This is a genomic window from Chryseobacterium ginsenosidimutans, assembly GCF_039536845.1.
Classification (GTDB): Bacteria; Bacteroidota; Bacteroidia; order Flavobacteriales; family Weeksellaceae; genus Chryseobacterium; species Chryseobacterium ginsenosidimutans_B.
In genome coordinates, this window is sequence record NZ_BAAAZJ010000011.1 from 149,949 (window position 1) to 174,830 (window position 24,882).

Below are 24,882 nucleotides of genomic sequence, written 5' to 3' on the forward strand. Positions count from 1 at the left end.
TTTTATTAAAAATTAATTATCTTTTAGATGAAGCAAAATTCACTCTGTTATCATAAGAATAAATCTACAATACTTCAATCTGATTTCTCAAAAGATCTTCAAATTCATCTCTTTTTCTGATCAAATGAGCTTTTCCGTCTAAGAAAAGAACTTCAGCAGGTTTTAATCTTGAATTAAAATTTGAACTCATTTCAAAACCGTAAGCTCCTGCATTATGGAACGCCAAAATATCACCTTCTCTTACTTCATTCAGTTTTCTGTCCCATGCGAAAGTATCTGTTTCACAAATATTTCCGACTACGGTATAAATTCTTTCTGCTCCTTTTGGATTAGATAAATTTTCGATAACGTGGTAAGAATCATAGAACATTGGGCGAATCAAGTGATTGAATCCTGAGTTTACTCCAACGAAAACCGTAGCTGTAGTTTGCTTGATTACATTAGCTTTAACCAATAAATAACCGCTTTTCCCAACCAAAAATTTCCCCGGCTCAAACCAAAGTTCGAATTTTTTACCAGTAGATTTTGAAAATTCAGAAATTACTCTTTCTACTTTTTTACCCAGCGTTCTTACGTCTGTTTCTTCTTCCGTATCCTGATAAGGAATTTTGAAGCCGCTTCCCATATCCAGATATTTCAGATTCGGGAAATGCTCAGAAAGTTCAAGCATGATATCCAAAGCCTGCAAGAAAACTTCAGGATCTTTGATTTCGCTTCCGGTGTGCATGTGAAGACCTTCCACATTAAGGTTGGTACTTTTCATCACTCTTTCAATGTGACGAACCTGATGAATGGAAATGCCGAATTTGCTGTCGATATGACCTGTGGAAATTTTATAGTTTCCACCTGCAAAAATATGCGGGTTGATTCTTACTAAAATTGGATATGTATTTCCGTATTTATTCCCGAATTGCTCAAGAATAGAGATGTTGTCAATATTAATATGCACTCCGAACGTCATTGCTTCCTCGATTTCAGCCAAGTCTACACAATTGGGAGTAAACAATATTTTTTCTTTAGGAAATCCAGCTTTTAATCCAAGTTTCACCTCATTAATCGATACACAATCCAAAGAAGCACCCAGGTTCTTGACATACTTAAGGATGTTGATGTTTGTCAACGCCTTCGCTGCATAGAAGAACTTTGTGTGTTTTAAAAAAGAAGATGTAAGTTTTTCATATTGAGTTTTGATGGATTCAGCATCGTAAACATACACCGGTGTGCCAAACTCATTGGCAATCTTTAGTAATTCTTTTGAATTCATAATTAATTAAGTAAAACTTCTTTTTATTATTATTAAGAAAGTGCAAATGTAGTGAGAAATTGTTTATATTTTAAAATCAATCACATAGAACGTTATTCTTATAAATCCGTTTTTACAGAATAAAAAACTTTTTTGAAAAATTTAGAAAGTATTTTATCTTACTTTTTCAACCAGTTCCCGATTGAAATAATTATAACTAAGATTAGCAAAAATGCAATGACAGACAGCGGATTTGCGAAGTTAACCGTCCAGCCCAATCCTAATCTTTTTGGTGGAAATAATCTTTTGTCGTCCTTATTATAATAGAAAATACCCAATTTCCAGGGAGAAGATTTTTTATTGAAATTATCCATGGTCAAAATTTATTGTATATCGGGTTATTTTGGCAGGGGCAGCGTTTCAAAATCACCGCGCAGCAAAGCCAATTGCAAATCGTTATTCAGGTCTGTTGATTGATATTGAAGATCTATTTTTAATTTTGAAAGCTTACTTAATGTCTGAATCTGAGTGAAAAGCTCATAGAAACCATACGAAATTACCCTTCCGTTTTCTATAATCAGGAATAATTTTTCGCCTAATTTTCTTCCTTGTCCCAACCAAAGCTCACTCCGTTTTTTGAATTCAATTTTATTTTTGAAAACTTCAATATCATTATATTCTTCAAGTTTTCCAATGAACTCAACCGCTTTTGAACCCTGTGTGAAAGACCTGAATTTAAGGATAGGCTTGTCAACTTTATTCAGTTTGTTTTTTTCAACGATATATTTATTATTCCTGTGATAAAGACCAAAAGCAAGAGTATCTCTTTTTCTGATTCCTTTCGAATTTAAGATCAATTTAGCAATAATATCCGTTCCTGTAGGTTCGTAATTGATCTGTTCAACATCCTGCTGAATGGCTTCCCATTTTTTAGATTTAGAGTTAAAAATTTTCTTTGAAAACTTATTAATATCCTGAACATGATCGGAAAAAATAATTTTCCCTGCCTCATTCTGAAAATAAACAAATCCTTTTTCGTTTGGCAGATCCTGCGTTAAAACTTTGATTTTATTGATGTAAGTCTTTGAATTCGTTTCATCATGCTGCTTTTGAATAATCTCATTTTCGGTATCTTTTGACACTAAAAGCTTGAAGAGCTCCAACGTTGCACGAGCGTCTCCTTCCGCTCTGTGATGATTTGTCAAGGGAATTCCGAGCGATTTCACCAATTTTCCAAGAGAATAGCTTACTTCATCCGGAATCAGTTTTTTCGCCAATGGAATCGTATCTAAAGAATTGATTTTAAAATCATAACCAAGCCTTTGAAAAGACTGACGCAGCATTCTGTAATCAAAATCAATATTATGCCCAACCAATGTTGTATTTGCTGTAATTTCAACAATTCTTTTGGCTATTTCGTGAAATTTTGGTGCTGTTTTCACCATTTTTGGTGTAATATTGGTCAGTTTCTGTACAAAAGGGGTAATATCACTTTCGGGATTCACTAAAGAAATAAACTGGTCAACAATCTTCTGACCGTCATACCTGTAAATAGCAATATCAATAATGCATTCTTTTCTGTAACCTGCACCATTACTCTCTATGTCAATTATTGAATACATTAATTTTTATACAAATTTCTTTTAGATTATACTATTGCTTCTTTAAAAGGCATAAGCTTAATTTGTAAACTTAGTACATAACTTATGCCAATACATTCTCCTGAATTTAGCCAATCCTGCTAAAATAATAAATTTTTATATAAATCCTATCGTCTCCTTCCTCCTAAACCAAGCATTCCCAGAATTGCTTTCGCTCCTTCACGCATCAAAGTACTTGTAAAAGTTCGCCCTGCCTTGCTTTGCAACACCTGTTCAAACACTCCCGGTTCTTCTTTTACCGGTTTGGTTTTTTGATTTGGCGAAGCTGTCTGTGCAGCCTCTTCCATTCTTTTTACCAGTATTTCGTAGGCAGATTCGTTGTCTATAACTTTCTCATATTTAGCAACTAAAGCCGATTTATTTGTCAAATCTGAAATTTCTGCATCGTTTAGAACATCCATTCTTGATTCCGGAGAAATTAAATAGGTATGAACCAACGGCGTCGGAATTCCCTTTTCATCTAAAGCCGTCACAAACGCTTCTCCTATTCCTAAATTTTGAATTAAAGTGGAAGCATCATAAAATTCTGTTGTAGGATAATTTTCTACAGCTTTAGAAATTTCTTTCTTATCCTTTGCAGTGAAACCTCTTAATGCATGCTGGATTTTTAGTCCTAATTGGGAAAGTACCGCTTCCGGCACATCACCCGGAATTTGTGTAATAAAATAAATCCCGACACCCTTTGAACGGATCAACTTTACCATTGTTTCGATTTGGGATACCAAAGCTTTTGAAGATTCATCAAAAATCAAGTGTGCTTCATCGATAAATAAAACCAGTTTCGGTTTTCCGCTGTCTCCTTCTTCCGGAAAAGTCATGTAAATTTCCGCAAAAAGTGAAAGCATAAAAGTTGAGAACAGCTGTGGTTTACTTTGAATATCAGCAACTCGTAAAATATTTACAACCCCTTTTCCGTCTCTTGTTTCAAGCAAATCATGAACATCAAAACTCAGTTCTCCAAAGAAACTTGAAGCTCCCTGCTGTTCCAAAGCAACGATCGATCTTAAAATAGCCCCCAAAGAAGCCGAAGCAATAGAACCGTAATTAGAAGAAAGCTCTGCTTTTCCCTCTGGATTTTCTGTGACATATTGAAGAACTTTTTTCAGGTCATTCAGATCAATTAAAGGCAAACCTTTATCATCACAATATTTAAAAACAATTGACATGATACTTTGCTGAGTATCATTTAATTCTAAAATTTTACTTAATAAAACAGGTCCGAATTCCGTAACTGTAGCTCTTAATTTCACCCCCCTCTCTCCGGAAATTGTCATCAATTCTACGGGAAATGATTGCGGATTGTAAGGAAGCTGCGTTTTTACATATCGTTCTTCGATTGCCGGATTTTTTGTTCCTGCTTCTGCAATTCCTGAAAAATCTCCTTTAATATCCAAAACTAAAGACGGAATTCCCTGATGAGAAAGCTGTTCTGCAAAAACCTGTAATGTTTTCGTTTTTCCTGTTCCCGTCGCCCCTGAAATAAGTCCGTGTCGGTTAATTGTCTTTAAAGGAATGGTAACATTGATTTCAGGAACAACCTCCCCATCCAACATTCCTTTTCCTAATATAATATGTTCTCCTTTCGGAATATACCTTGCATTAAGTTCTTCGATAAATTGTGCCTTGTCTGCCATTTGATATTTTTTAACTGATAAATATAAAATTTTTTGAAGGAATATTGAAGTATTGAAGATTAATCATGATTTAATTTCTACACAAAATATAAAAAACACCTATTTAGTACCTGAAATTTTTGAATTTCCGAAGATTACTGATCTAAATTAGAACAAATAAAATCTTTATAGATTTATTCTATCAGTATAGATTCTTAATTTTTCTTTGATTTAAAAAAATAAAGCCGATTTTTGTATTTCAATTAAAACATTAAAACGGTTACAATCACATAATGAAAGTCGAACAAATATATACAGGATGTCTGGCTCAGGGTGCGTATTACATCGTATCGGAAAATGAAGCAGCGATTATCGATCCTCTCAGAGAAGTAAAACCTTATCTGGATCGTTTGGAAAAGGACAATGTAGCTCTAAAATATATTTTTGAAACACACTTCCACGCAGATTTCGTCTCAGGACATCTGGATCTAAGCAAAAAAACAGGCGCACCCATTGTTTACGGACCAACTGCACAACCGGAATTTGAAGCTATCATTGCAGAAGACAATCAGATTTTCGAAATCGGAAGGGTAAAAATAAAAGCTCTGCACACCCCCGGTCATACCATGGAAAGCACAACTTATCTTTTGATCGATGAAAACGGGGTTGAAACTGCAATTTTCACAGGTGACACTTTATTTTTAGGAGATGTGGGAAGACCCGATCTTGCTCAAAAAGCAGGAAGTATCACTCAGGAAGATCTCGCTGGAATTCTTTATGATAGTTTACACACGAAAATCTTACCGTTGGATGACAGCATTACAGTTTATCCAGCTCATGGTGCAGGCTCGGCTTGCGGAAAAAATATGCAGAAAGAGACGGTTGATATTTTAGGAAATCAAAAGAAAACAAATTACGCACTGAATCAACCGGATAAAGAATCGTTTATAAGAGAAGTTCTGGACGGATTGACAGCTCCCCCAAAATATTTCGGGATGAATGTAGCCATGAACAAAGGTGGCTACGAAAGTCTTGACACAGTTATGAATAAAGGTTTAACACCAATTTCTGTTGAAGATTTTGAAGCTTATGCAGAAGAAACAGGTGCATTGATTTTAGACACAAGAAGTCCGGGAGAATTTTACAAAGGATTTGTTCCGAATTCTGTAAATATTGGTCTAAAAGGTGATTTTGCTCCTTGGGTTGGGACTTTAATCGTTGATGTAAAGCATCCGTTATTATTAATTGTTGATGAAGGAACAGAAGAAGAAGCCATCACAAGATTAAGCAGAGTTGGTTTTGATCATGTTTTAGGATATTTAAAAGGCGGTTTTGAAGCCTGGAAAAACGGAGGACAGGAAACCGATGAAGTAAAAAGAATTTCTGCAGCAGAATTTGCAGAACAGTTTACAGAAAATTCAAAAGTGATCGATGTTCGTAAAATTTCAGAATACGCTGCAGAACATATCGATAATGCATATAATAAACCTTTAGATTTAATCAGCGATTGGGTAAAAACAGTCGACGATTCTGAACATTTCTTCTTGCACTGCGCAGGAGGCTACAGAAGTATGATCGCAGCAAGTATTCTTAATTCACACGGAATCAGAAACTTTACTGAAATCGACGGAGGATTCAACGGAATAAAAAAAACAGAAAAATTCCCAACTTCCGATTTTGTCTGTCAATCGAAAACATTATAAAATAAAAATTTTTTTGGAATTATTTTTGCAATAATTTTAATGCATAACAAATCGTTACACTTTAGTTTATTTAAAAGAAAGCATTAAAAACACAAAGTTTCGACAATTCTCGATTTCTTTTAAGTGATTTTAACTGATTTCAACCTTAATAGACTAAAGTGTTTTTTATAAAACTCAAAAACTATGTCACAAAAATTTCAAGAAATTATAGATTCCGAAAGACCTGTCTTGATCGACTTTTTTGCAACTTGGTGTCAGCCTTGCAAAGTACAGTCTTCGGTTTTGAATACGGTAAAGGAAAACATTGGCGAAAACGCCAGAATTATAAAAGTAGACGTGGATCAATATCCTGCTCTTGCCAGCCAGTACGGCGTTCGTGGAGTTCCTACTTTAGCCATCTTCAAGAAAGGAGAAATGCTATGGAAAGAAAGCGGCGTTCATGACGTGAATACATTAACGCAACTTTTACAACAATATGCTTAAACTGTGATTTTTTTCACAGTTTTTTGTTTCAAACATTACTATAACTATTCGTTTGTCATCCCGCGTAGGGATCTAAGCATTGTTAGAGATAAAACTTGGAAAGATTCGTGCTCAGATCCCTACGGGATGACAAACGAATTGCTAATTAACATTATCATTACACCTCAACAGAAAAAGAATCCCGGTCATTCAAAAACTGGAAGTGACTTCTGAAATCTTTTAATTCTTCAATATTCCATTCTGCAGAAACGATATTTTCATTTTTCTCTGAAATTTCTTTTCCGTCCGCGAAAAAACAATGTGAACTTTCCTGATAAAACAGATTATTCCCATCCGTCCCGATTCTGTTTAAACCAAAAACAAAAGATAAATTTTCAATAGCTCTTGCTTTCAATAAATGCTCCCAGGCTCCGACTCTTTTTTCTGGCCAGTTGGCAACATATAAAATGGCATCATAATCATCATTATTCCTGGCAAAAACAGGAAAACGAAGATCATAACAAACCTGCAGTAAAATCCTGAATCCTTTATAATTTACAATTACTCTTTCTTTTCCGGGAGTATACACTTTATCCTCACCTGAAAAAGAAAACAGGTGTCTTTTATCATAAAAATCAACTTGAGAGTTGGGCTGAACAAAATACATTCTGTTGTAAAATTTTCCATTATCTTCAACCGGAGCACTTCCGCAAAATGCTGCATTTTTTTCTTTTGAAATCTTCTTTAAAAACTCTAAGGATTCTAAATTTCTGTCTGAAACTTCGGAAGCATCCATGCAAAAACCTGTTGGAAACATTTCCGGTAAAAGAAACAAATCGGCTTCCTGATTTTGTAGTTCCTCTTCTATTAATTGAAAATTTTCTGTTTTATTTTTCCAGATGATATCTAAATTCAGTCCTGTTATTTTCATAAACTTTGTTAAAAAACTTCAATAAAAATACGATTTTCAAATGATTTCGGTTCTATTTTTGTTGCGGATATTTTTTAGTAATAATAGTAAAAGAGTAAAATTTATGAAGAAATTGGTTTTTATGTTCATGCTGATTTTTGCAGGAACTACAGCAAATGCACAAGCCTGGACAGGAAAAGGAGATCAAAAAATCAACGCCGGATTGAGCGCTTGGGGATACGGAACAGGAATTACGGGAACTTATGATTATGGTTTAAATAAATTAATTTCGGTCGGAGCAGGTATTAACGGATATTTTGGCAATTATAAAGATAATGATAACGACAATCGAGTTTTTGTTTTCGGAAGGGTGAATTTCCATTTGAAAGAAACCTTACAGTTACCTGAAAAACTAGATATTTATCCAGGAGTCGATGTTGGCGTTTTGGGAAGAGATTTCGGGATCGGTGCTCATATTGGCGCCAGATACTTTTTTACTGACAGAATCGGTGTATTTGCAGAAGTCGGTAACAATGGCAGTCTGGGAGTTTCTATTAATTTATAAGAAATCATTACATTATATGACAAAGCTTCTCGTTTCGGGGAGCTTTTTTATTTGGCATAGTTTTGATAATTGTTACCTTTGCAAATTAAACATAAAAAGCATTAATGGAAATAGCAATCAAACTGTTTCAATTTATATTGAGCATTTCTATCTTGGTAATCCTTCACGAACTTGGGCACTTCTTACCTGCAAAATACTTTAAGACCAAAGTTGAAAAATTCTACCTTTTCTTCGATCCTTGGTTTTCAATCGCTAAGAAAAAAATTGGCGAAACCGAATACGGAATCGGCTGGCTTCCTTTCGGAGGATATGTAAAAATCGCCGGAATGGTAGACGAAAGCATGGATACAGAGCAATTGAAGCAGCCTGCTCAACCGTGGGAATTCAGAGCAAAACCAGCTTGGCAAAGGTTAATTATCATGTTGGGAGGAGTTACAGTTAACTTTTTCTTAGCTTGGTTGATTTACAGTTGTCTTTCTCTTTTCAATGGTGAAACATATACAGATCTTAATAAATTCACGAACGGTGTAGAAGTTACTTCTGCAGGAAAGAAAATGGGTTTCCAGAACGGTGATAAAATTTTAAAAGTCGATGGTAAACCAGCTGAAAGATTAGAAAACACTTCCATTAATATTCTTTTAGGAGACAACGTTACAGTGCTTAGAAACGGACAAGAAGTAACTTTCCCGGTAAATACCGACGGAGTTGCAGAGGTTTTAAAGCAAAAAGAAGCAAAACTCTACATTTCTCCAAGAATTGCTATGCAGATCGAGGCTTTGGCAACACCGGCTTCCCAGGCTTCAGGTTTGGCTAAAGGAGATAAAGTAATTGCAATTAACGGACAAAAAGCGGCTTACTATGATGAGGTTGGAGCTCTTTTGAATCAAAATAAAGGTAAAACAGTTTCTATAGATGTTGAAAGAAACGGAGCGGTTCAGAATCTTCCTGCAGTTTCTGTAGATAAAAACGGAAAATTGGGCGTTCAGATCAACACAAAAGATATCTTAAAATCTATCACAACAAATAAGAAATATTCTTTCGGAGAATCAATTCCAAGAGGTTTTGAAAGATCAATTGAAGCTTTGACAATGCAGGTTAAACAGTTTAAAATTATGTTTAACTCTAAAATTCAGGGATACAAAAATGTAGGCGGACCGATTGCTATCGTAAAAAACATGCCTGTAGACAGAGCTGCTGACGGAAGTATCGGAATCAATTGGCCGGCTTTCTGGAGTTTCACGGCAATGTTCTCTGTTTGGTTGGCATTTTTGAACTTAATTCCTATCCCAGGATTAGATGGAGGACACGTAATTTTCACGTTATATGAAATGATTGTTGGAAAACCTGTCCCTCAAAAAGTATTGGAAAATGCACAGATGGTAGGAGTTATCTTCCTGTTAGGCTTGATGTTAGTAATCTTTGGAAGTGACATCTTCAAGATCTTTACTAATAAGCTATAATATTTTTAAAATTTTTTAATAAAAATATTTGTAGGGTATAAATATTCGTCCTATATTTGCACCACTAAAAACAAAGGATATTCCTCCTTAGCTCAGTTGGTTAGAGCATCTGACTGTTAATCAGAGGGTCGCTGGTTCGAGCCCAGCAGGAGGAGCCAAAAAGACTTACAGAAATGTGAGTCTTTTTTTTGTTTTAATCTAACCTTATCATATTCTTTATTAGAATATAAATCATAACAAAATTCCACTTCATTATTTGATTAAAACCTCTATAATTTAAATACCTGAAAAACAACAAAATAACTACAAACACCCATCACCAAAGGAAAAGATTCAATATTTCTAAAATAAAAATTTGCATAATATTATTTTTCATATTATATTTGCAGCACCCAAAAAGGGAAGAACATTCCTCCTTAGCTCAGTTGGTTAGAGCATCTGACTGTTAATCAGAGGGTCGCTGGTTCGAGCCCAGCAGGAGGAGCCACTCAAAATCAAGCACTTACAGCAATGTAGGTGCTTTTTAATTTTGTCAAGGTCAAGGTTTCGGTCAAGGCATTTATCAAAAAATAGTAAAATAAAGTCAAGGTTTCGGTCAAGGCAGACAAGGATTCAACTACATTCCTAACAAAAATTATCACTCTTTTAAAAATCTTGTCAAAATCATATATAAGGTTAAAATCTGGGGCTTTAAGGGGAGTATATCCAAAATTACAAATCAAGGGTGGGGTTGTTTCCTATATTAGGTACTTGCACGATACATAAAAAGAGGCTTCACATTCTGACTAAACCAAAATTCTCATAATATCATTTTAATAATAACTTAATTGATTTAGTAACACGACAAGTTTTGTCGTTACCCGTATCTACATTTGGCTCATAATAAACCCAAATGATTATGATACAGAGATTAAACTACGTTTTAAGTAAAAACAGTGACAGCCCTTTAGGAGAAAACAGTGTGTTTTACGAAACCTTTGTTGTTCCTCCAGAGCTAAAAGACAGCTATCCCAAGTCAGAAAAATACAGTGTAGTTCATCATCAAGCTGTTTTCTGTAAAAGTGGAATAGAAGTTTTTGACAGGTACGAAAAGGACAAAATAGAACCTGACTACTTTACTATTTACTACGAGGAGACTTCCAAAAACACCAGCAACTTTTTTGGCACAGCTTGCAGGGTGAAAATGGGAGATTATGCAAGACAAAGATTAACAAGAGACTACAACAGTAAAGGAAAAACCATTAATTATGATGGTAATACGGTAGATGGAAGTGTTTCAGATTTTAATAGTCTCATCAAACTAATTGCCAAAGATTATGGAATTGATGAGACACTATTGAAAGGTGCTATTTATTTAGAAATACTTGAAAAAAGTAAAATCAACGAAGCCTTTAAAAAAGTATCTTCATTAAATAATCAATTGGCAGATTGGTTGAGAGGAGGTATTGAAGCTACTGAAAAATGGAAATTTACAGAGGAAAATTATGACTACATCAAGTTTTATGTAGAACCTATGTATAGTAATTTTCAAAATAAGGCTGGTGCAAGTGGTTTTCCTAAACAAGAAGTAAAATACAAACCTATTATTCCCGTTCCATTCCCCTGCAATGAGTATAAAAACATGTCTGACAATCAACAAGGGATTGCAGAAACAGGATTGAAAAAACTTTCAGAGTTTGTTGCCTCGTTTGATGAAATTTCCACTGCTGCTGTTTTCAACATCGTGGCAGCAACACCTACTATTACTGATGATATTCTGTTTGCTGTTACATTTCTTGTAAAGAATTTTATAGAAGATAACATGCCTGACAGCATAAAGAATATTTATAATCAACTAAAAGCATTATTTAAAGAAGTTCAGAATATTATTTCAGGTATAGGAAATATAATTACTGAAAAATTAAACCAAGAAATTGCAAAGATAAATGCTTTTCTCTGTGGAATACTCAACGGGCTTATCTCTTTGGCTCAATTGATTATCATGCTTTTGGCAATGATAGTAGACAATATACCAATTTTTGAATTAGAAAAGTTAAACCCTTTAGAACTGGCAAAGTATCAGGAGAAACTGGAATTTATAGAAGATTTTGTAGATTTATTTGATAAAAATGCAAAAGAATTTCTTAATGGGGTTAAAAAACTTTTCACAGATGAAAAAGCATGGAAAGATATTTCTACTTTTATCTCTGGTTTGGCTAAAAAAATCACTAACTATAATGAATATTTTGGGGCTTACTTTATTGGAGGAGTTGCCTTTGAATTGATTTTAGACGCTATTATTGCTTACTTTACAGGTGGGAGTTCTTTAGTTGCAGAAGCTTCTGCAAAAATTAGCAGATTAACAGCTAAAGCAGAACAGGCAGGAGCAAGAGCTTTAAACTTTTCTAAAAATTTAGGGAAGAAAATTTCAAACACAGTACAAGACCTCTATAAATGGCTTGAAAAAGAGTTTCTTGAAATGATAGAAGCCATAAAGAATGGAAAAGTTGCAGAATGGCTTAAAAAGAAAATTGATGCTATATTTGGAGAAGGAAATAAACCCATTGGATTAGAGAAAGGAGAGCTAGATTGGATGTCAGCTCGAAAATTAGATGAGTTTGGTGGTAAAATTCTAACTGTTGAACAACTAACTAAACTCAGGGATATCTTAAAGCAAAAAGGTATAAATCTAATTTTGGAAAATGATACAGTAGCAATTAAAAAACTTTTCAAAGCTGTTGAAATACCAGAATTAGGAGTAATAGATAATGCTGATGACTTATTTCAATTTATGAGAGAAAATGATTTGGTTGGAGGATTTGATGCAGTGAATAAACAATTCGTTTTACCTGAGGGAGCTTCTGAACTTGTAGCTTTTCACGAAATGGCACATGTTAAGCACTTTGAGCAAGCTGGAGAAGCATACCATGATTTAGAATTATTGGATAAAGAAATGTATGTCTGGGAACAAATTTATGAGAATCGACAAAGATGGACAAAAGCAGAATTAGAAAGTTCCTTAGAATATATAAATGACATCAGAACTAATCCAATATATAATTATAATTTAGAACCTATAAAAATTCCATAAGATGAATTATACAGAAAAAGAAATTTTAGAAAAAGCAAAGATTATACTAAAAGACTTACAAGCAAAATATTATAATGAAAAAAACATAGAAGGAGCATCATTTGAGAAAGAAAAAAGTATACATGGAAATGAAAATAAAAAACTTCCTTGTTGGACTATTCTTATTAACGAGCCCGTTTTTAAAAGTGCAATATTTTTATTAATTTCTGATGAAAGTGGAGAACCAATTTACATTAGAAGCAAACACAAAACATCAGAAATAATGAAAAATTCTGATGGAAATTACATCAGAAAGTAAATTGCTCTTGCAAAATGAAACACACAAAAGAACAAATTGAGGAAATTGCTAAAGAGGTTTTAGAGAAAACGAATTTTATATATGATACTAAAGAAAAAATGGTTATCCGTGAAAATGAAGATTTCTACTTGGATGGAGAAAAAATCAACTCTTGGAATGTATCGGTATTTTTTGGAGAAGAAGATTGGGATAAAAACCAATTAGCAGGACTTATAATTAACGATGATACTGGTCATCCGATTTACTTACAACATAGTTTTAATAGTTTCATTTATTACAAGACTCATAATAATGGAGAAATCTCAACGGAAGTAAGGCAAGGTAGTAAATAATCAATCATTTTTCATTTAGTAAAACCATTAAAAAACAGGTAAATTTTTAATCTTCCATTTGTTTTTGATAAAATATTGATAATCAAATTATTAATATGTAAAATATTACACTTATGTTGCTACATATATAGAAAACCAAAAATTCCCTCCATTTTAGAGGGAATTTTTGGTTTTAAAAATCTCGTTAAAGGTCTACACCTGTTATTTGATTTATAAAGAAATTTTATCTGCAATAACAGCTCTGTAGTTTGGGTTTGCTTGGGAAAATCTCAACAACTCCTCAAAGTATCTATCATATCTCCTCTCCAATGGAATCATTTTTACAAAGTCTTTCATTTCATCATTAGCCAACTCATCAAAATGTTTTTCCAGAGTATCACCTAAAGATTCTTCTACAAGTTCCCGTAGATGAGGATTTTATATCTTTGTTTTTCAATATTTTAGTAATATAAATAAAAACATAGAAACAGATGAGACTTCTTTCTGTTAATCAGAGGGTCGCTGGTTCGAGCCCAGCAGGAGGAGCCAAAAGACTTACAGAAATGTAGGTCTTTTTTTATGATTATATACACGAAATACACTCACTATTTTAACAAATATTTATCTATAACACTGTCAAAATGATGCTGTTATTTTTATTACATTTGTAGTTTTGTATTTAAATTGATTAAAGTTTAAATATTATTTACTTTATTACAATAAAACTGCATACTTTTTGTTTATGCAATAGCTTGAAGAAACAACAAATGTCAATTAACAACTCCAAATATTACTCCCTCTTTTTATTTATTTTTTTTGCTGATTTCGTTTACGCACAAAACTCAGCGAACGGCAGAATTGTAGACGCAAAAACAAATAAAGAAATCAGCGGTGTTGATGTATTCATCAATGAAAATGATAAGCCTGCTCTAACTACTACTTCGGGAAACTTTATGGTTCAGTCCGATAGTATCATTTATAAATTAAAATTTTTAAGAAAAAACTATTCGTTAGAAAGTGTAGAGGTTACTCCCGAAAAGGCTACAAATATTTTTGTGAAGCTTTCCCAGGAAAAAGTCGGCAATATTCAGGAAGTTGTCATCCACAACGAAAAACCTAAATACAAAAATAAAAAGGAAAATCCGGCCTATGCAATTATGCAGGAAGTCTGGAAGAGAAAAAGAAATAACGGACTAGACAAATTCGACACCTACACTTACAAGGAATACGAGAAAATTCAGTTTGATGCCAACAACCTGGACAGCGCATTTATGAAGAGAAAAATCTTCAACAAGCTTGAATTTATTTTTGACTATAAAGATTCCACAGCTAGCGGAAAAATCGGTCTTCCCGTTTTTTTAAATGAAGCCGTCTACGAAAACTACGGTGAAAATAAACCTTCCAAAAAATCAAAAAGACTTCTAGTTGCTCAAAAAACATCGGGCTTTCAGGATAATCAGATTATTACCTTAACGGCAAAAAACCTTTACCGTGATATTAATATTTATGATAATACTTTAAATTATTTCGATATCGGATTCCCAAGTCCTGTTGGAGAAACAGGATTTAGTACCTATGATTACAATTTGGTTGATACTATTTCTGTACGTGGAGAAAGAGCTTTCAAAATAAGATATCAGCCAAGAAGAACAGAAGTTCTGGCATTTCAGGGTTATCTTTTTATTGATACTGACAGCTATGCGGTTTTGGGAGCAACCTTAAAATCAACGCAGAAAATCAACGTCAATTTCATCAATGGAATTTCAACCGAACTGGAATATGACAATCCTGACGAAAATACTTTCTTACCAAGAAAATTCGTCACAGAGATTGAAATGACCCCGTTTTCGAAAAAGAAAACCTCAAAAAGTATTATTGCTAAGAGATCTGTCGATTATTCCGAATATCAATTTAATAAACCTTTGGAAGACAAAGTTTTCAAAAGAACAGAAGCAGAATATGATGATAAATTCGTTGATAAAGACGATAGCTATTGGTTAAAAGCCAGACCGGATTCCTTATCAAAAAGCGAACAGGGAATTTACGATATGCTTGATAAGCTTCAGCAGACTCCAAAATTCAACCGAATTGTGAAGCTATATGAAACTTTAGGTTCTGGCTATTACAATGTTAAGAAATTAGGTATTGATTTAGGTCCTATTTTCTCTATTTACGGTAAGAATGAAGTGGAAGGAGACAGAATACGACTGGGAGCGAGAACTTATTTTACAAGAAACGATCCTTGGAGAGTTCAGTTTTATACGGCTTATGGTTTCAAAGATCAGCAACTAAAATATGGTGCTGAAGGAAGATTCATGTTTAACAGGGTGAATCGCTTTACAGTGGGAGCAGGTACAAGAAGAGATATCTTGCAATTGGGAGTTCAATTAACAAATGACGACGGAATTATGGCAAGAACATTTGCTTCGTCAACGCTTTTTGCCAGAGGTGAAAATGCTTCATTAAGCTCTGTAAATCAAACTAATGTTTTCACATCTATTGAACCTTGGAAAAACTTTCAGATCAGGCTGGACGGGACGATGCAGAGTATAAAATCTGCCAATCCTGATGGTTTTAATCTGATGTACTATAAAAATGGTGATTTGAGAAAAACGACGAATGATTCTCACTTTACTTTAAGCTTAATTGCAAGACCAGGTGCAAAATTCTCGCAAACCGGAATCGACAGATACGAACACGGAACATTGGCTCCGACGATCGTTTTGAAATATACGAAAGGTGTTGAAGGAATATTCGGATCGGACTTTAATTATAACAAATTACAGTTCATGTTCTACAAACCTGTTTTACTGGGAAGCTGGGGTAAAACTTTAATCAGTTTTGAGGCAGGGAAAAACTTTAATACCGTTCCATTGGCTTTACAGAATGTAATTCCGGGAAATCAGTCTTATAGTTTAGCACAAAATACTTTTGCTCAGCTTAATTATTATGAATTCGTTGCAGACACTTATACAACACTTCATTTGGAGCATCATTTTAACGGCAAAATACTTTCTTACATCCCTTTGATTAAGAAATTAAAATTAAGAGAAATTGCATTTATAAGGGGAGCTTACGGAACTTTAAGCGACGCTTCGAAAGCCATCAATGTAGAAGGATTCAAATATTCTGCACCAAGTGAACATATCTATTACGAATACGGTGTCGGAATTGAAAATATAGGCTTCGGAAATCTTAGAATTTTCCGCGTAGATTTCAACTGGCGAGGAAACTATCTCGATCGACCTGACATTTCAACTTTCGGAATCAAAGCAGGATTCCAGGTTGGGTTTTAAGATACAAATCTCCTTCAAATTGAAGGAGATTTTTTATTTATTAAGATTCTACAGGATAGTCTTTGCAACCGTTGCAATGGGCTATAATATAAACAATACTACAAGAAGGTCTTTCACCTTCAGGGATTTTGCAGTACACATCACATGGCAAACAATCTTTTACCGGAAGCGCTCCTCCCATTACATTTTTAAGTTTTTCTCTTTTGATTTTCTTTAAATTTTTCATAATATTTTGTTTTAGTTTTTCGCCTACTCTTATACATTTCGGCAATCGCAATTGATTTAGTGTTTGATACTTAACAAATATAAAAAATTTCTTTTAGTTATTTATAACAATAAAAATGCCCCATAAAATGAGGCATATAACAAATATGAGTATTTTTTTTAACAATCGCATGGCATAACATCAAGGACCGCATTTAGACAATGTTCTTTTTGCCATGCAGACCAAGTACACCATTCTACACACCAGCTTGCCAGAGGAGGACATCTTTCAGCACCTCCTGCAATTGTTTTCAATTCTTTTTTCGTCAATTTTTTTAAATTTTTCATAAATATTTTGTTTTAATTTGTCGCCTACTCTATTTGCTTTTCGGCATCCGCAATTAACTTGTTATTTGATTGTTATCAAATATATAAATATTTCACTTAAATTTGAATAAATATGAAAAATTTAACTTTTAATGAAAATTTGAACACAAAAAAACCTCAACAAAAAATGTTGAGGTTTTAATTTTTATAAAACGCTTAAATTATGCGTTTGCTTCTACAGATACGAAAGATCTGTTATTTGCTTTTTTTCTGAAAACTACCTTACCGTCTACTAGAGCAAACAAAGTGTGATCTTTACCGATTCCCACGTTTGCACCTGGGTGGTGTTGAGTACCTCTTTGTCTAACAATAATGTTTCCGGCAATAGCATCTTGTCCTCCGAAAATCTTCACACCTAATCTTTTAGAGTGAGATTCTCTACCGTTTTTGGAACTACCGACTCCTTTCTTGTGTGCCATTTTATTAGTGGATTATTTATTTAACGCTTTAAAAGTATCAATGTTCTTTACGATAGCAGCATCTACTTCTTCGTGAGTAAGAACAGTTTTTTCTAATTCAACTTTAACTGCTTTACCTAAAGTAATTAAAGTTTCTCTGTTTTCTTTAGACTGAGACAAGTTGTTTTTCTTCAAGTGGTAGTTCAGTTCGTGATCTTCACCGAAGTTAACAGTTGCGTTGTCAGAAAGAACTTCTGCTTTAGCAGTTTCTTTTTTCGCAGCTTTCTTTGGAGCAGCATCAAATCCTGTGATACCAGTGATCTGAATTTGAGTCAAAGATTGTCTGTGACCATTTTTTACTTGGTAACCTTTTCTTCTTTTCTTTTTGAAAACGATTACTTTATCAGCTTTTACGTGGTCTAGGATCTCTGCTTCCACAGTGATTCCGCTTACAGCTGGGGCGCCTACAGTGATTGCTCCGTTTACAGTAAGAAGTACTCTATCGAAAGAAACTTTTCCTCCTTTGTCTCCTTTTAAACGGTTCACAAACAACTTCTGGTCTTGCTCAACTTTGTATTGAAGCCCTGCTATTTCTACAATTGCAAACATTGTTTATAAATTTTTAGTTATTTCGAGGTGCAAATATAAGAATTATTTCTAAATACCTTACAATCAAACCCATCTTTTTTTATCATTAAAATTTTAACTATGTTTTGAATAATTTTTCACAATAAAGTGATATTGTTTTACGTTTAAATTAATAACTTCGTTTACACCTAAATTATTTAATATGAAAAGAAACTTCAATTTCCGCTTACTTGCGGGAGCCTTTGCTGTATTCTCATTATCAGCATGTAACAACGACAATCTGGAAACTCCTGTACAACCGGAACAACAGACAGAAAACTTAAAAATCGATCAGCCCAACGAGCTTGAAAAAGTCTGTTATTATGTAGATCAGAACTGGAGTTCTTCGTCTGTTTTGGTAACTTCCCTGCAAAATTCGACTGACACTAATTTCATGAATTCTCAAATGACGAAAATTGCAAGCTTATGGGGAAGAAGCAATCCGACTTTAAGATTCGTGAATGATCCGTCGAATTTTAATTCAACTTACAATGCGATTTCTTATTCTACGGGGAAAATTTATTACGGTTATGCCATTTATTATGATGCAAAATCAAAAGGCGGTGATATTGTCAATGCAATGATTCTGGCTCATGAATACGGACATCAGTTGCAGTACATTTTCGGATTGCCTTCCGTAAGTGAATCTACAGCAAGACCGAATGAACTGGAAGCAGACGGTTTTGCGGGATATTATTTAAGAAGACCAAACGGGTATAATCAAACAAGTTTTGCTCAGATTGCAGCGGCTTATGAATTTGCTCAAAGTATCGGTGATTATCAGACGAACAGTCCGGGACATCACGGAACACCACCGCAAAGAAGGTCTGCAGTTCGTTTAGGCTTCCTGTTGGGTCAGTATGATCTTACCGCTTCTGCTTTCGATTACAACTTCTTCTATTATTATCAGGGAGTTTTGAACGGAACTTACAAAACTGCGAAAAACACTCAATATCCTGGACTTGATGCCTATATGAGTCAATATTTAGATGAATTGAAAAAAATTCAGAACGGAGAGATTTCTGCGGAAGAATTTAAAGACCTGAAATAAACATTCATTTTTGATATATCTTTTCTCAAGAGGTAAGGCATCGTCCTTGCCTCTTTTTCTTTATTCAAAATATTCATAAAGTTTATTTACTTTTGAAATATCATATCTAAAACATGAACAGAGACCTTTACATTGATTTCGCAAAAGGATTGGCAACACTTTCCATCATCTTTATTCATACCGCTTTTTGGTCCGGACAGCTTTATATTCCGGCTGAAGTGAGGGTATTTTCTCTGGTGTTTGATGTTGCTTTATTTTATGCTTTGAGCGGGATTACTTCTGGATCCAATATTGAAAAAACATTTTACAGATTATTAAAGTTACAGATTACTTACATGATTTTTGTAACGTTTTTGTTCTTTTTAGATTACTTTTTCAAAGTTTTTGGCTTAACTTTTTTCTCTTTAGAATGGCTGCAAAGTTTTTATTCCACATTCGGATCAAAATATGACGCCACTAATATTTCTATAGTTCCTCAATGGGAAAATCTGGGCAATTGGTATCTTCATCAATACACCAATGCAGATACATTTCCTGTAGTAATGGGAAGTTTCTGGTATTTAAGAGTCTATTTTATCTTAACGGTTTTCGGTGTTTTAATATTAAGATTCTTTCCAAGACACATCAATTGGGTTATCGGAATTTGCATCGGTTTAACGCTTCTATTTAATATCTTCCCGGAAATTTATCCTTCAGGACAGGTTGGTTATGTTGCTTTTTACATGACCGTTTTCCTGGTTGCCAACAAAATGAGAGGAGAAACAATTCCTGCAAAGATGATTCCTGTTCTTTACAGTATTATTGCTTTAGCCTTGATATGGATGTTCTGGAATTATGGAAACGATATATTTTATAAAATCAACAGAAATAAATTTCCTCCCAAAATTCCATATATAATCTGGACCTTTTTTTCTTTGGTTACCTTATTCGTTTTCTACAATCGATTAAAGATCACAAAGGAAAGTTTTGTGACACATATCGGTAAAAATGCCATCTTTTTCTACTTCGCACAAGGAATCAGCTCTTCTTTGATTTACTTTTTGGTCGTTCCTCTAAAAGAAAATATGTCCTGGTGGGCTTTAATGATTTTAATTTATGTTATTAATATCATTTTAGCCTTCATCATTTCGGCAGGATTGAAGAAGGTAGATAATTTGGGCTGGAAAGTTTTAGAATTTTTGAGAAGAAAAACCGCTTCTTAAAATTTAATCTCTTTTGCTTTTCCCGCTTCTTGCTATTAAAACAATAATAATCAGCAGAAGAACTCCTCCACCAATAAGATACATCGGATCAGCATACCATTCTGTAGTCGTTGTAGTGGTAGTTTTATTTTCCTTAGTAACAACGCCGGTTGTATCCTGAGCAAAAGCAAATAAAGACATAGACATCGTGAATACAAAGATTAACAAAGCATTCATTTTACTTTTAATAATTGTGATCGTTTTCATTGTTTAGATTTTAATTATTTTTATAATATCAAAATAGAGACCACTAATCAATTCTCATAAAACTTCTTATTTTCAATTCTTTATGATTAAAATAAAACAGGAAAAGCAATTGCTGATCCCGTTCTAAAATATTCATTTTGTAAGTATTACTTATTCTTTGCTTGTAATTCTGATGGTGTTAAATTTTTAACATCATTATATTTATTTGTTATTTTAAATGCTAAAACAGAAAGCACCATGAAAAGAGCAACTCCTATAAAAATAAACGATTTCTTTTTCATAATTTATATATTTTATTAACATGTTTTACACACAATATTTTGATAACAATTGTAATAGATAGCCAATGTCAACTTTCACAAAAGTGACAAACATAAGTAAATTTAATAAAAATCTTCAACAACTCTATAAATACTCTTTTAAAATGAAGACATATACTTAATTGAAATAAAATATATTTCTTACAACAATTTATTTTAATTTTACACAAAATTTTAAAACATGTTTAAGTTGAAACTTCCTACCGATCCAAGGTGGGCAAATATCGCGGAAGGAAACATTCAGGAAATTTTGACCGATCATGCCTGGTGCGAGCAAAAAGCAGCTACCAACGCGATCAGCCTTATTATAATGCTTTCGGAATATCCGGAAATCGTTACCGAACTTCTTGCTATTGCTCAGGAAGAACTTGATCATTTTAACCAGGTTCATGAGATTATTAAGAAAAGAGGTTATACTTTCGGAAAAGCAAGAAAAGATGATTATGTGAACGAACTTGCAAAATTTGTAGTACAAGGTACAAGAGAGAAACTTATTATAGACAAATTGCTTTTTGCAGCCATGATTGAAGCCAGAAGCTGCGAGAGATTCAAAGTATTGACAGAAAACATAAAAGACGAAGAATTAAAAACTTTTTATAAAGAATTAATGATTTCCGAAGCCAACCATTACACCACATTTATCGGTTTTGCAAGGCAAATGGGTGATGTGGAAGCCGTAAATAAGCGTTGGGAAGAGTGGCTGGAACATGAAGCAAAAGTCATTCGGTCGTACGGAAAAAGTGAAACAATTCACGGATAAAACAAATATTTGCATTGAAAAAACTGACGTTTGAAAATATTGCCAATTTCTTCCTGAAAAATTTCTTTCAGGGATTAGTAATTATTGGTCCGATCGGGCTGACAATTTTTGTGATTTGGTATGTTATCACCTCTATCGACAATATTATTCCGTCTGTTGCAAAGGAAATTCCGGGCTTAGTTTTCATTTCAATTATTTTAATTACTGCACTTTTAGGGTTTTTAGGAAACAAATTCGTTGTCGGAAGATTCTTTTTCGATACAATGGACAGTTTACTGGAAAAAACTCCCGGAGTAAAGCACATTTACACACCTACAAAAGACGTAATGTCTTCATTTGTAGGAGACAAGAAAAAATTTAATGATCCTGTTTGGGTTAAAACCAATGAAAATCCGGAAATCTGGAGAATCGGATTTTTGACTCAAAAGGAAATGGCAGACGTCGAAAAACATAATTACGTCGCCGTATATCTTCCTCATTCTTACGCAATTTCGGGTTGGGTAATCGTGACTGAGGAGAAAAACATCAAACCTGTCGTGGGTATGACGGCTGCTTCTGCAATGAAATTTGCGGTGAGTGGCGGTGTCGCAGGTTTCCATTCTGATGACAATATTTTCAAAGCACCGGAATAGGGCTTTTTTACTTTAGAATAATATCAAAACTCGGATATCAACTATAATTTCTTTATTTAAACAGATTTAATTAAAGAAATCATTTTTCATATCAGCTAAAACATATTCTGCCGAAAGAAAAATATTTTCTTGCAGTTTATCTGTTTTTAATGATTCATAACATTACAGATCTAAACAAATAAAACTAACAATACTTAAATTAAAAGGATGGGCAAAGTTGCAATCATAGGAGCCGGAGTTTCCGGCTTGAGTATGGCAAATTATTTAGAAAAAAATAATATTGACTATCATCTCTACGAAAGAAGAACCCAAAATGACCTGAAAGGACACGGATTTATCCTGCCGAAAGAAGGTATTGAGTTCCTTTCAAACATTATTAATATTGATGATCTTTACAAAAAGGGAAGTTTCCTGAAAAAATACATTCATTACAGCCAAAGCGGAGAAATTATCTCTGAAAAAGACCTTGATGATGTTTTCGTAGTTTCAAGAAGCGCATTGATAGAAATCTTGGCAAATGGAGTTCCTAAAGACAAAATCTCTTATCAATCGACCGTTACTCTTAACGGATTTTCAGACGGAAAAGCAGATATTACTCTTGATGAAAACAATTCTCTTGAAGCAGACATCGTTATTGCTTCAGACGGTTCAAGAAGCAGAATCAGAAGAACAATTTTTCAGGATGAAACAATGAAAGCAGTTTTGGAAAACGAAGTTGTAAATATCATCGAAAATGAAGAGCTTGCGAGCAAAATCGAAAGTAATTTCCTGAAATTCCATCATGAAAACGGAGGACTTACTTTTGGAGTTTTAAAGCTTTCTTCTTCAAAAATTCTTTGGTACTGCCAGTTTGATATTACTAAGTTTTTCATTAATGAAGATTATACTCCGGATTGCATCAGACAGTTCATGCTGGATAATTTCGGTGACTGGAATCCTTTGGTTTCATCAATTATTGAAGGGTCAAGCTACGAAAACGCTCACATCTGGAGAGTGTATGAATTGGAAAAACTAAATCCTTTCTATCACGAAAATGTAGTTTTCATAGGCGATGCAGCACATCCGCTGATTCCTTTTACAAGCCAGGGTGTTACTTCAGCTTTGAAAGATTCTTTTACTTTAACGAATCTTTTAGTGGAAGGGAAAGATCTTCAGGAAACTTTCAAAACATACGAAGACAACAGAAGACCGGAAATCGACATCCACATTAAAAACGGAAGAGCATTGCTGGAACAATTTCTTTTACCACTGAACGAACAACCGAAAAATACATTACCAATTTCATATAAATAAAAATGTTTACAAATAAAGATATCAATTTCGAAGCCCTGAAAAGAAAAGCTTACAACGGCAGATGGGCGACTCTGGAAGATGGAATAATTCCTTTAACGGCGGCAGATCCGGACTTCAGAATGTCAACAGAAATCGAACAGGGAATTATCGAATATATTAAGGATGGCTATTTAAGCTACGGTCCGTTTTCAGGACTTCCTGAATTCAAAAAAAGTGTGGCAGAGCATTTTAACACCGGAAAAAACGGAAGTTTTACGCCTGAAAACGTGTTAGCCGTAAACAGTGCTGCAATGGGAATGTTTATGGTTGCGAAATATGTTTTAAATCCTGGTGATGAGGCAATTATTTTTGATCCGGTTGATTTTTTGTTTAAAAAAACGGTAGACGCTGTTGGCGGAAACATTAAATTGTGCGCTGTAGATTCTCAAACAGGAGATATTGATTTTGAGATGCTGGTTTCTTTGATCGGACCAAAAACAAAATTAATCAGCATCTGCAATCCTCACAATCCGGTTGGAAGAGTATATTCTAAAGAAATTCTGCAAAAAATATCAGAAATCGCGGCAGCTCATGATCTTTGGGTAATGAGTGACGAAATCTGGAGTGATATTGTGTATGACAAAAGAGAATTCAACACCTACTCTTCTGTTTCTGAAGAAGCAAAAAAGAAAAGTTTTACGGTTTTCGGATTTTCAAAATCTTTCGGAATTGCAGGATTGAGAATCGGTGCTGTTTTATGTAATGATCAGGAATTATTGGATGATTTTACCGAAAAATCTCAATTCAATTCTACGATTGAAGGCGTTTCTACATTATCTCAGATTGCTGCAAGTGTTGCGATTGACAAAGCAAAACCCTGGTTTAATGACTTCTTAACACATTTACAGCACAATAGAGATTTAGCGCACAGCATGTTAAGCAATTCCGGAATTTTAACACCAAATTTACCTGAAGCAACATTTGTAATTTTCCCTAAAATTGAAAACGGAATGTCGAGTGACGAGTTTGCACAACATGTTTTAAAACAAGGAAAAGTAGCCATCGTTCCCGGTTCGGAAAGATGGTTCGGAAAAGGAGCAGAAGGCCATGTAAGAATCTGTTTCTCCACTTCACAGGAAATTCTGACTGAAGGATTACATAGAGTTATTAATAGTTTTTAAATAAAATTTC

General features: G+C 33.9%; 26 protein-coding genes and 2 tRNA genes. 16 read left to right on the forward strand and 12 right to left on the reverse strand.

What is annotated here, in order from left to right:
- Positions 1-64: 64 nt before the first annotated feature.
- The 4 genes from lysA to ABD745_RS16980 all read right to left on the reverse strand — a co-directional run bounded on the left by lysA (position 65) and on the right by ABD745_RS16980 (position 4,538).
- Entirely contained in the window at positions 65-1,264 is a 1,200-nt protein-coding gene (gene lysA, locus ABD745_RS16965; protein WP_344832790.1) for a diaminopimelate decarboxylase, read from the reverse strand.
- A gap of 158 nt (positions 1,265-1,422) precedes the next feature.
- Positions 1,423-1,617 (reverse strand): DUF5808 domain-containing protein, encoded by a 195-nt coding sequence (locus ABD745_RS16970; protein ID WP_344832795.1) that lies wholly within the window; start codon positions 1,615-1,617, stop codon positions 1,423-1,425.
- Between the two features lie 24 nt (positions 1,618-1,641).
- Entirely contained in the window at positions 1,642-2,865 is a 1,224-nt protein-coding gene (locus ABD745_RS16975; RefSeq protein WP_344832800.1) for a 3'-5' exonuclease, read from the reverse strand.
- Positions 2,866-3,011: 146 nt separating this feature from the next.
- Positions 3,012-4,538: a helicase HerA-like domain-containing protein gene (locus ABD745_RS16980; RefSeq protein ID WP_344832807.1), complete on the reverse strand. Its 1,527-nt coding sequence runs from the start codon at positions 4,536-4,538 to the stop codon at positions 3,012-3,014.
- A gap of 272 nt (positions 4,539-4,810) precedes the next feature.
- On the opposite strand from ABD745_RS16980, the gene ABD745_RS16985 reads away from it, so the two are divergent.
- Complete coding sequence (locus tag ABD745_RS16985) at positions 4,811-6,220, forward strand: MBL fold metallo-hydrolase (RefSeq protein ID WP_344832812.1); 1,410 nt, start codon at positions 4,811-4,813, stop codon at positions 6,218-6,220.
- A gap of 183 nt (positions 6,221-6,403) precedes the next feature.
- A complete protein-coding gene (locus ABD745_RS16990) occupies positions 6,404-6,703 on the forward strand; it encodes a thioredoxin family protein (RefSeq protein ID WP_344832818.1) in 300 nt (99 codons plus the stop codon).
- Positions 6,704-6,860: 157 nt separating this feature from the next.
- On the opposite strand, the gene ABD745_RS16995 is transcribed toward ABD745_RS16990, so the two are convergent.
- The gene (locus ABD745_RS16995; RefSeq protein WP_344832823.1) at positions 6,861-7,613 is read right to left on the reverse strand and encodes a nitrilase family protein; all 753 of its coding nucleotides are present in this window, start codon (positions 7,611-7,613) and stop codon (positions 6,861-6,863) included.
- A gap of 103 nt (positions 7,614-7,716) precedes the next feature.
- On the opposite strand from ABD745_RS16995, the gene ABD745_RS17000 reads away from it, so the two are divergent.
- From ABD745_RS17000 to ABD745_RS17030, 7 genes are all read left to right on the forward strand, one after another.
- Entirely contained in the window at positions 7,717-8,157 is a 441-nt protein-coding gene (locus ABD745_RS17000) for a DUF6646 family protein (protein WP_344832827.1), read from the forward strand.
- A gap of 104 nt (positions 8,158-8,261) precedes the next feature.
- On the forward strand, positions 8,262-9,617 hold the full coding sequence (gene rseP / locus ABD745_RS17005) for an RIP metalloprotease RseP (protein WP_344832830.1): 1,356 nt from the start codon (positions 8,262-8,264) through the stop codon (positions 9,615-9,617).
- 81 nt (positions 9,618-9,698) lie between these two features.
- Positions 9,699-9,775, forward strand: a tRNA-Asn gene (locus ABD745_RS17010).
- Between the two features lie 252 nt (positions 9,776-10,027).
- A tRNA-Asn gene (locus ABD745_RS17015) sits at positions 10,028-10,104 on the forward strand.
- Positions 10,105-10,515: 411 nt separating this feature from the next.
- A complete protein-coding gene (locus ABD745_RS17020; RefSeq protein ID WP_344832833.1) occupies positions 10,516-12,687 on the forward strand; it encodes a zincin-like metallopeptidase toxin domain-containing protein in 2,172 nt (723 codons plus the stop codon).
- A 1-nt stretch (position 12,688) separates the two neighbouring features.
- On the forward strand, positions 12,689-12,985 hold the full coding sequence (locus ABD745_RS17025) for a hypothetical protein (protein ID WP_344832836.1): 297 nt from the start codon (positions 12,689-12,691) through the stop codon (positions 12,983-12,985).
- Between the two features lie 14 nt (positions 12,986-12,999).
- Positions 13,000-13,317, forward strand: a complete 318-nt coding sequence (locus tag ABD745_RS17030; protein WP_344832839.1) for a hypothetical protein — start codon at positions 13,000-13,002, stop codon at positions 13,315-13,317.
- Positions 13,318-13,527: 210 nt separating this feature from the next.
- Here ABD745_RS17030 and ABD745_RS17035 read toward each other — a convergent pair whose 3' ends face one another.
- A complete protein-coding gene (locus ABD745_RS17035; RefSeq protein ID WP_344832842.1) occupies positions 13,528-13,653 on the reverse strand; it encodes a hypothetical protein in 126 nt (41 codons plus the stop codon).
- Positions 13,654-14,063: 410 nt separating this feature from the next.
- Here ABD745_RS17035 and ABD745_RS17040 point away from each other — a divergent pair, with 410 nt between their 5' ends.
- Positions 14,064-16,592 carry a DUF5686 family protein gene (locus ABD745_RS17040; RefSeq protein ID WP_344832845.1) on the forward strand — a complete coding sequence of 843 codons (2,529 nt, stop codon included), beginning with the start codon at positions 14,064-14,066 and terminating at the stop codon, positions 16,590-16,592.
- Positions 16,593-16,632: 40 nt separating this feature from the next.
- On the opposite strand, the gene ABD745_RS17045 is transcribed toward ABD745_RS17040, so the two are convergent.
- The 4 genes from ABD745_RS17045 to rplU form a co-directional block, all read right to left on the reverse strand.
- Complete coding sequence (locus tag ABD745_RS17045; protein ID WP_344832848.1) at positions 16,633-16,818, reverse strand: hypothetical protein; 186 nt, start codon at positions 16,816-16,818, stop codon at positions 16,633-16,635.
- Between the two features lie 158 nt (positions 16,819-16,976).
- Positions 16,977-17,144, reverse strand: a complete 168-nt coding sequence (locus ABD745_RS17050; protein ID WP_344832851.1) for a bacteriocin-like protein — start codon at positions 17,142-17,144, stop codon at positions 16,977-16,979.
- A 200-nt stretch (positions 17,145-17,344) separates the two neighbouring features.
- Positions 17,345-17,602, reverse strand: coding sequence for a 50S ribosomal protein L27 (rpmA, locus tag ABD745_RS17055; RefSeq protein ID WP_047399085.1), 258 nt, complete (start codon positions 17,600-17,602; stop codon positions 17,345-17,347).
- Positions 17,603-17,614: 12 nt separating this feature from the next.
- Positions 17,615-18,190 carry a 50S ribosomal protein L21 gene (gene rplU, locus ABD745_RS17060; RefSeq protein ID WP_081986787.1) on the reverse strand — a complete coding sequence of 192 codons (576 nt, stop codon included), beginning with the start codon at positions 18,188-18,190 and terminating at the stop codon, positions 17,615-17,617.
- Between the two features lie 181 nt (positions 18,191-18,371).
- Between rplU and ABD745_RS17065 the strand changes: the two genes are divergently transcribed.
- Together ABD745_RS17065 and ABD745_RS17070 are read left to right on the forward strand one after the other, a co-directional pair.
- Positions 18,372-19,259 (forward strand): neutral zinc metallopeptidase, encoded by an 888-nt coding sequence (locus tag ABD745_RS17065; protein WP_344832857.1) that lies wholly within the window; start codon positions 18,372-18,374, stop codon positions 19,257-19,259.
- A 113-nt stretch (positions 19,260-19,372) separates the two neighbouring features.
- Positions 19,373-20,461, forward strand: coding sequence for an acyltransferase family protein (locus tag ABD745_RS17070; RefSeq protein ID WP_344832860.1), 1,089 nt, complete (start codon positions 19,373-19,375; stop codon positions 20,459-20,461).
- A 3-nt stretch (positions 20,462-20,464) separates the two neighbouring features.
- On the opposite strand, the gene ABD745_RS17075 is transcribed toward ABD745_RS17070, so the two are convergent.
- Both ABD745_RS17075 and ABD745_RS17080 read right to left on the reverse strand, forming a co-directional pair.
- Entirely contained in the window at positions 20,465-20,707 is a 243-nt protein-coding gene (locus ABD745_RS17075; RefSeq protein WP_344832863.1) for a hypothetical protein, read from the reverse strand.
- A 146-nt stretch (positions 20,708-20,853) separates the two neighbouring features.
- On the reverse strand, positions 20,854-20,988 hold the full coding sequence (locus ABD745_RS17080) for a hypothetical protein (protein WP_344832866.1): 135 nt from the start codon (positions 20,986-20,988) through the stop codon (positions 20,854-20,856).
- A 220-nt stretch (positions 20,989-21,208) separates the two neighbouring features.
- On the opposite strand from ABD745_RS17080, the gene ABD745_RS17085 reads away from it, so the two are divergent.
- The 4 genes from ABD745_RS17085 (at position 21,209) to ABD745_RS17100 (ending at position 24,872) form a co-directional block, all read left to right on the forward strand.
- A complete protein-coding gene (locus ABD745_RS17085) occupies positions 21,209-21,787 on the forward strand; it encodes a MiaE family protein (protein WP_344832869.1) in 579 nt (192 codons plus the stop codon).
- A 14-nt stretch (positions 21,788-21,801) separates the two neighbouring features.
- Positions 21,802-22,419, forward strand: coding sequence for a DUF502 domain-containing protein (locus tag ABD745_RS17090; RefSeq protein ID WP_047399077.1), 618 nt, complete (start codon positions 21,802-21,804; stop codon positions 22,417-22,419).
- A gap of 207 nt (positions 22,420-22,626) precedes the next feature.
- Positions 22,627-23,712: an FAD-dependent oxidoreductase gene (locus ABD745_RS17095; protein ID WP_344832873.1), complete on the forward strand. Its 1,086-nt coding sequence runs from the start codon at positions 22,627-22,629 to the stop codon at positions 23,710-23,712.
- Between the two features lie 2 nt (positions 23,713-23,714).
- On the forward strand, positions 23,715-24,872 hold the full coding sequence (locus ABD745_RS17100) for a pyridoxal phosphate-dependent aminotransferase (RefSeq protein WP_344832875.1): 1,158 nt from the start codon (positions 23,715-23,717) through the stop codon (positions 24,870-24,872).
- The last annotated feature ends 10 nt before the right edge of the window (positions 24,873-24,882 follow it).

What these genes read in the sequence shown, in the direction of transcription:
- ABD745_RS17065 (WP_344832857.1), top strand. Translation starts at nt 18,372, where the DNA reads ATGAAAAGAAACTTCAATTTCCGCTTACTTGCGGGAGCCTTTGCTGTA.
- ABD745_RS17045 (WP_344832848.1), bottom strand. Translation starts at nt 16,818, where the DNA reads ATGAAAAATTTAAAGAAAATCAAAAGAGAAAAACTTAAAAATGTAATG.
- rseP (WP_344832830.1), top strand. Translation starts at nt 8,262, where the DNA reads ATGGAAATAGCAATCAAACTGTTTCAATTTATATTGAGCATTTCTATC.
- ABD745_RS17095 (WP_344832873.1), top strand. Translation starts at nt 22,627, where the DNA reads ATGGGCAAAGTTGCAATCATAGGAGCCGGAGTTTCCGGCTTGAGTATG.
- rpmA (WP_047399085.1), bottom strand. Translation starts at nt 17,602, where the DNA reads ATGGCACACAAGAAAGGAGTCGGTAGTTCCAAAAACGGTAGAGAATCT.
- ABD745_RS17085 (WP_344832869.1), top strand. Translation starts at nt 21,209, where the DNA reads ATGTTTAAGTTGAAACTTCCTACCGATCCAAGGTGGGCAAATATCGCG.
- ABD745_RS16980 (WP_344832807.1), bottom strand. Translation starts at nt 4,538, where the DNA reads ATGGCAGACAAGGCACAATTTATCGAAGAACTTAATGCAAGGTATATT.
- ABD745_RS16995 (WP_344832823.1), bottom strand. Translation starts at nt 7,613, where the DNA reads ATGAAAATAACAGGACTGAATTTAGATATCATCTGGAAAAATAAAACA.
- ABD745_RS17075 (WP_344832863.1), bottom strand. Translation starts at nt 20,707, where the DNA reads ATGAAAACGATCACAATTATTAAAAGTAAAATGAATGCTTTGTTAATC.
- ABD745_RS17100 (WP_344832875.1), top strand. Translation starts at nt 23,715, where the DNA reads ATGTTTACAAATAAAGATATCAATTTCGAAGCCCTGAAAAGAAAAGCT.
- ABD745_RS17025 (WP_344832836.1), top strand. Translation starts at nt 12,689, where the DNA reads ATGAATTATACAGAAAAAGAAATTTTAGAAAAAGCAAAGATTATACTA.
- ABD745_RS17030 (WP_344832839.1), top strand. Translation starts at nt 13,000, where the DNA reads ATGAAACACACAAAAGAACAAATTGAGGAAATTGCTAAAGAGGTTTTA.
- ABD745_RS16990 (WP_344832818.1), top strand. Translation starts at nt 6,404, where the DNA reads ATGTCACAAAAATTTCAAGAAATTATAGATTCCGAAAGACCTGTCTTG.
- ABD745_RS17050 (WP_344832851.1), bottom strand. Translation starts at nt 17,144, where the DNA reads ATGAAAAATTTAAAAAAATTGACGAAAAAAGAATTGAAAACAATTGCA.
- ABD745_RS17035 (WP_344832842.1), bottom strand. Translation starts at nt 13,653, where the DNA reads ATGAAAGACTTTGTAAAAATGATTCCATTGGAGAGGAGATATGATAGA.
- ABD745_RS17070 (WP_344832860.1), top strand. Translation starts at nt 19,373, where the DNA reads ATGAACAGAGACCTTTACATTGATTTCGCAAAAGGATTGGCAACACTT.
- ABD745_RS17040 (WP_344832845.1), top strand. Translation starts at nt 14,064, where the DNA reads ATGTCAATTAACAACTCCAAATATTACTCCCTCTTTTTATTTATTTTT.
- ABD745_RS16970 (WP_344832795.1), bottom strand. Translation starts at nt 1,617, where the DNA reads ATGGATAATTTCAATAAAAAATCTTCTCCCTGGAAATTGGGTATTTTC.
- lysA (WP_344832790.1), bottom strand. Translation starts at nt 1,264, where the DNA reads ATGAATTCAAAAGAATTACTAAAGATTGCCAATGAGTTTGGCACACCG.
- ABD745_RS17080 (WP_344832866.1), bottom strand. Translation starts at nt 20,988, where the DNA reads ATGAAAAAGAAATCGTTTATTTTTATAGGAGTTGCTCTTTTCATGGTG.
- ABD745_RS17020 (WP_344832833.1), top strand. Translation starts at nt 10,516, where the DNA reads ATGATACAGAGATTAAACTACGTTTTAAGTAAAAACAGTGACAGCCCT.
- rplU (WP_081986787.1), bottom strand. Translation starts at nt 18,190, where the DNA reads ATGTTTGCAATTGTAGAAATAGCAGGGCTTCAATACAAAGTTGAGCAA.
- ABD745_RS16975 (WP_344832800.1), bottom strand. Translation starts at nt 2,865, where the DNA reads ATGTATTCAATAATTGACATAGAGAGTAATGGTGCAGGTTACAGAAAA.
- ABD745_RS16985 (WP_344832812.1), top strand. Translation starts at nt 4,811, where the DNA reads ATGAAAGTCGAACAAATATATACAGGATGTCTGGCTCAGGGTGCGTAT.
- ABD745_RS17000 (WP_344832827.1), top strand. Translation starts at nt 7,717, where the DNA reads ATGAAGAAATTGGTTTTTATGTTCATGCTGATTTTTGCAGGAACTACA.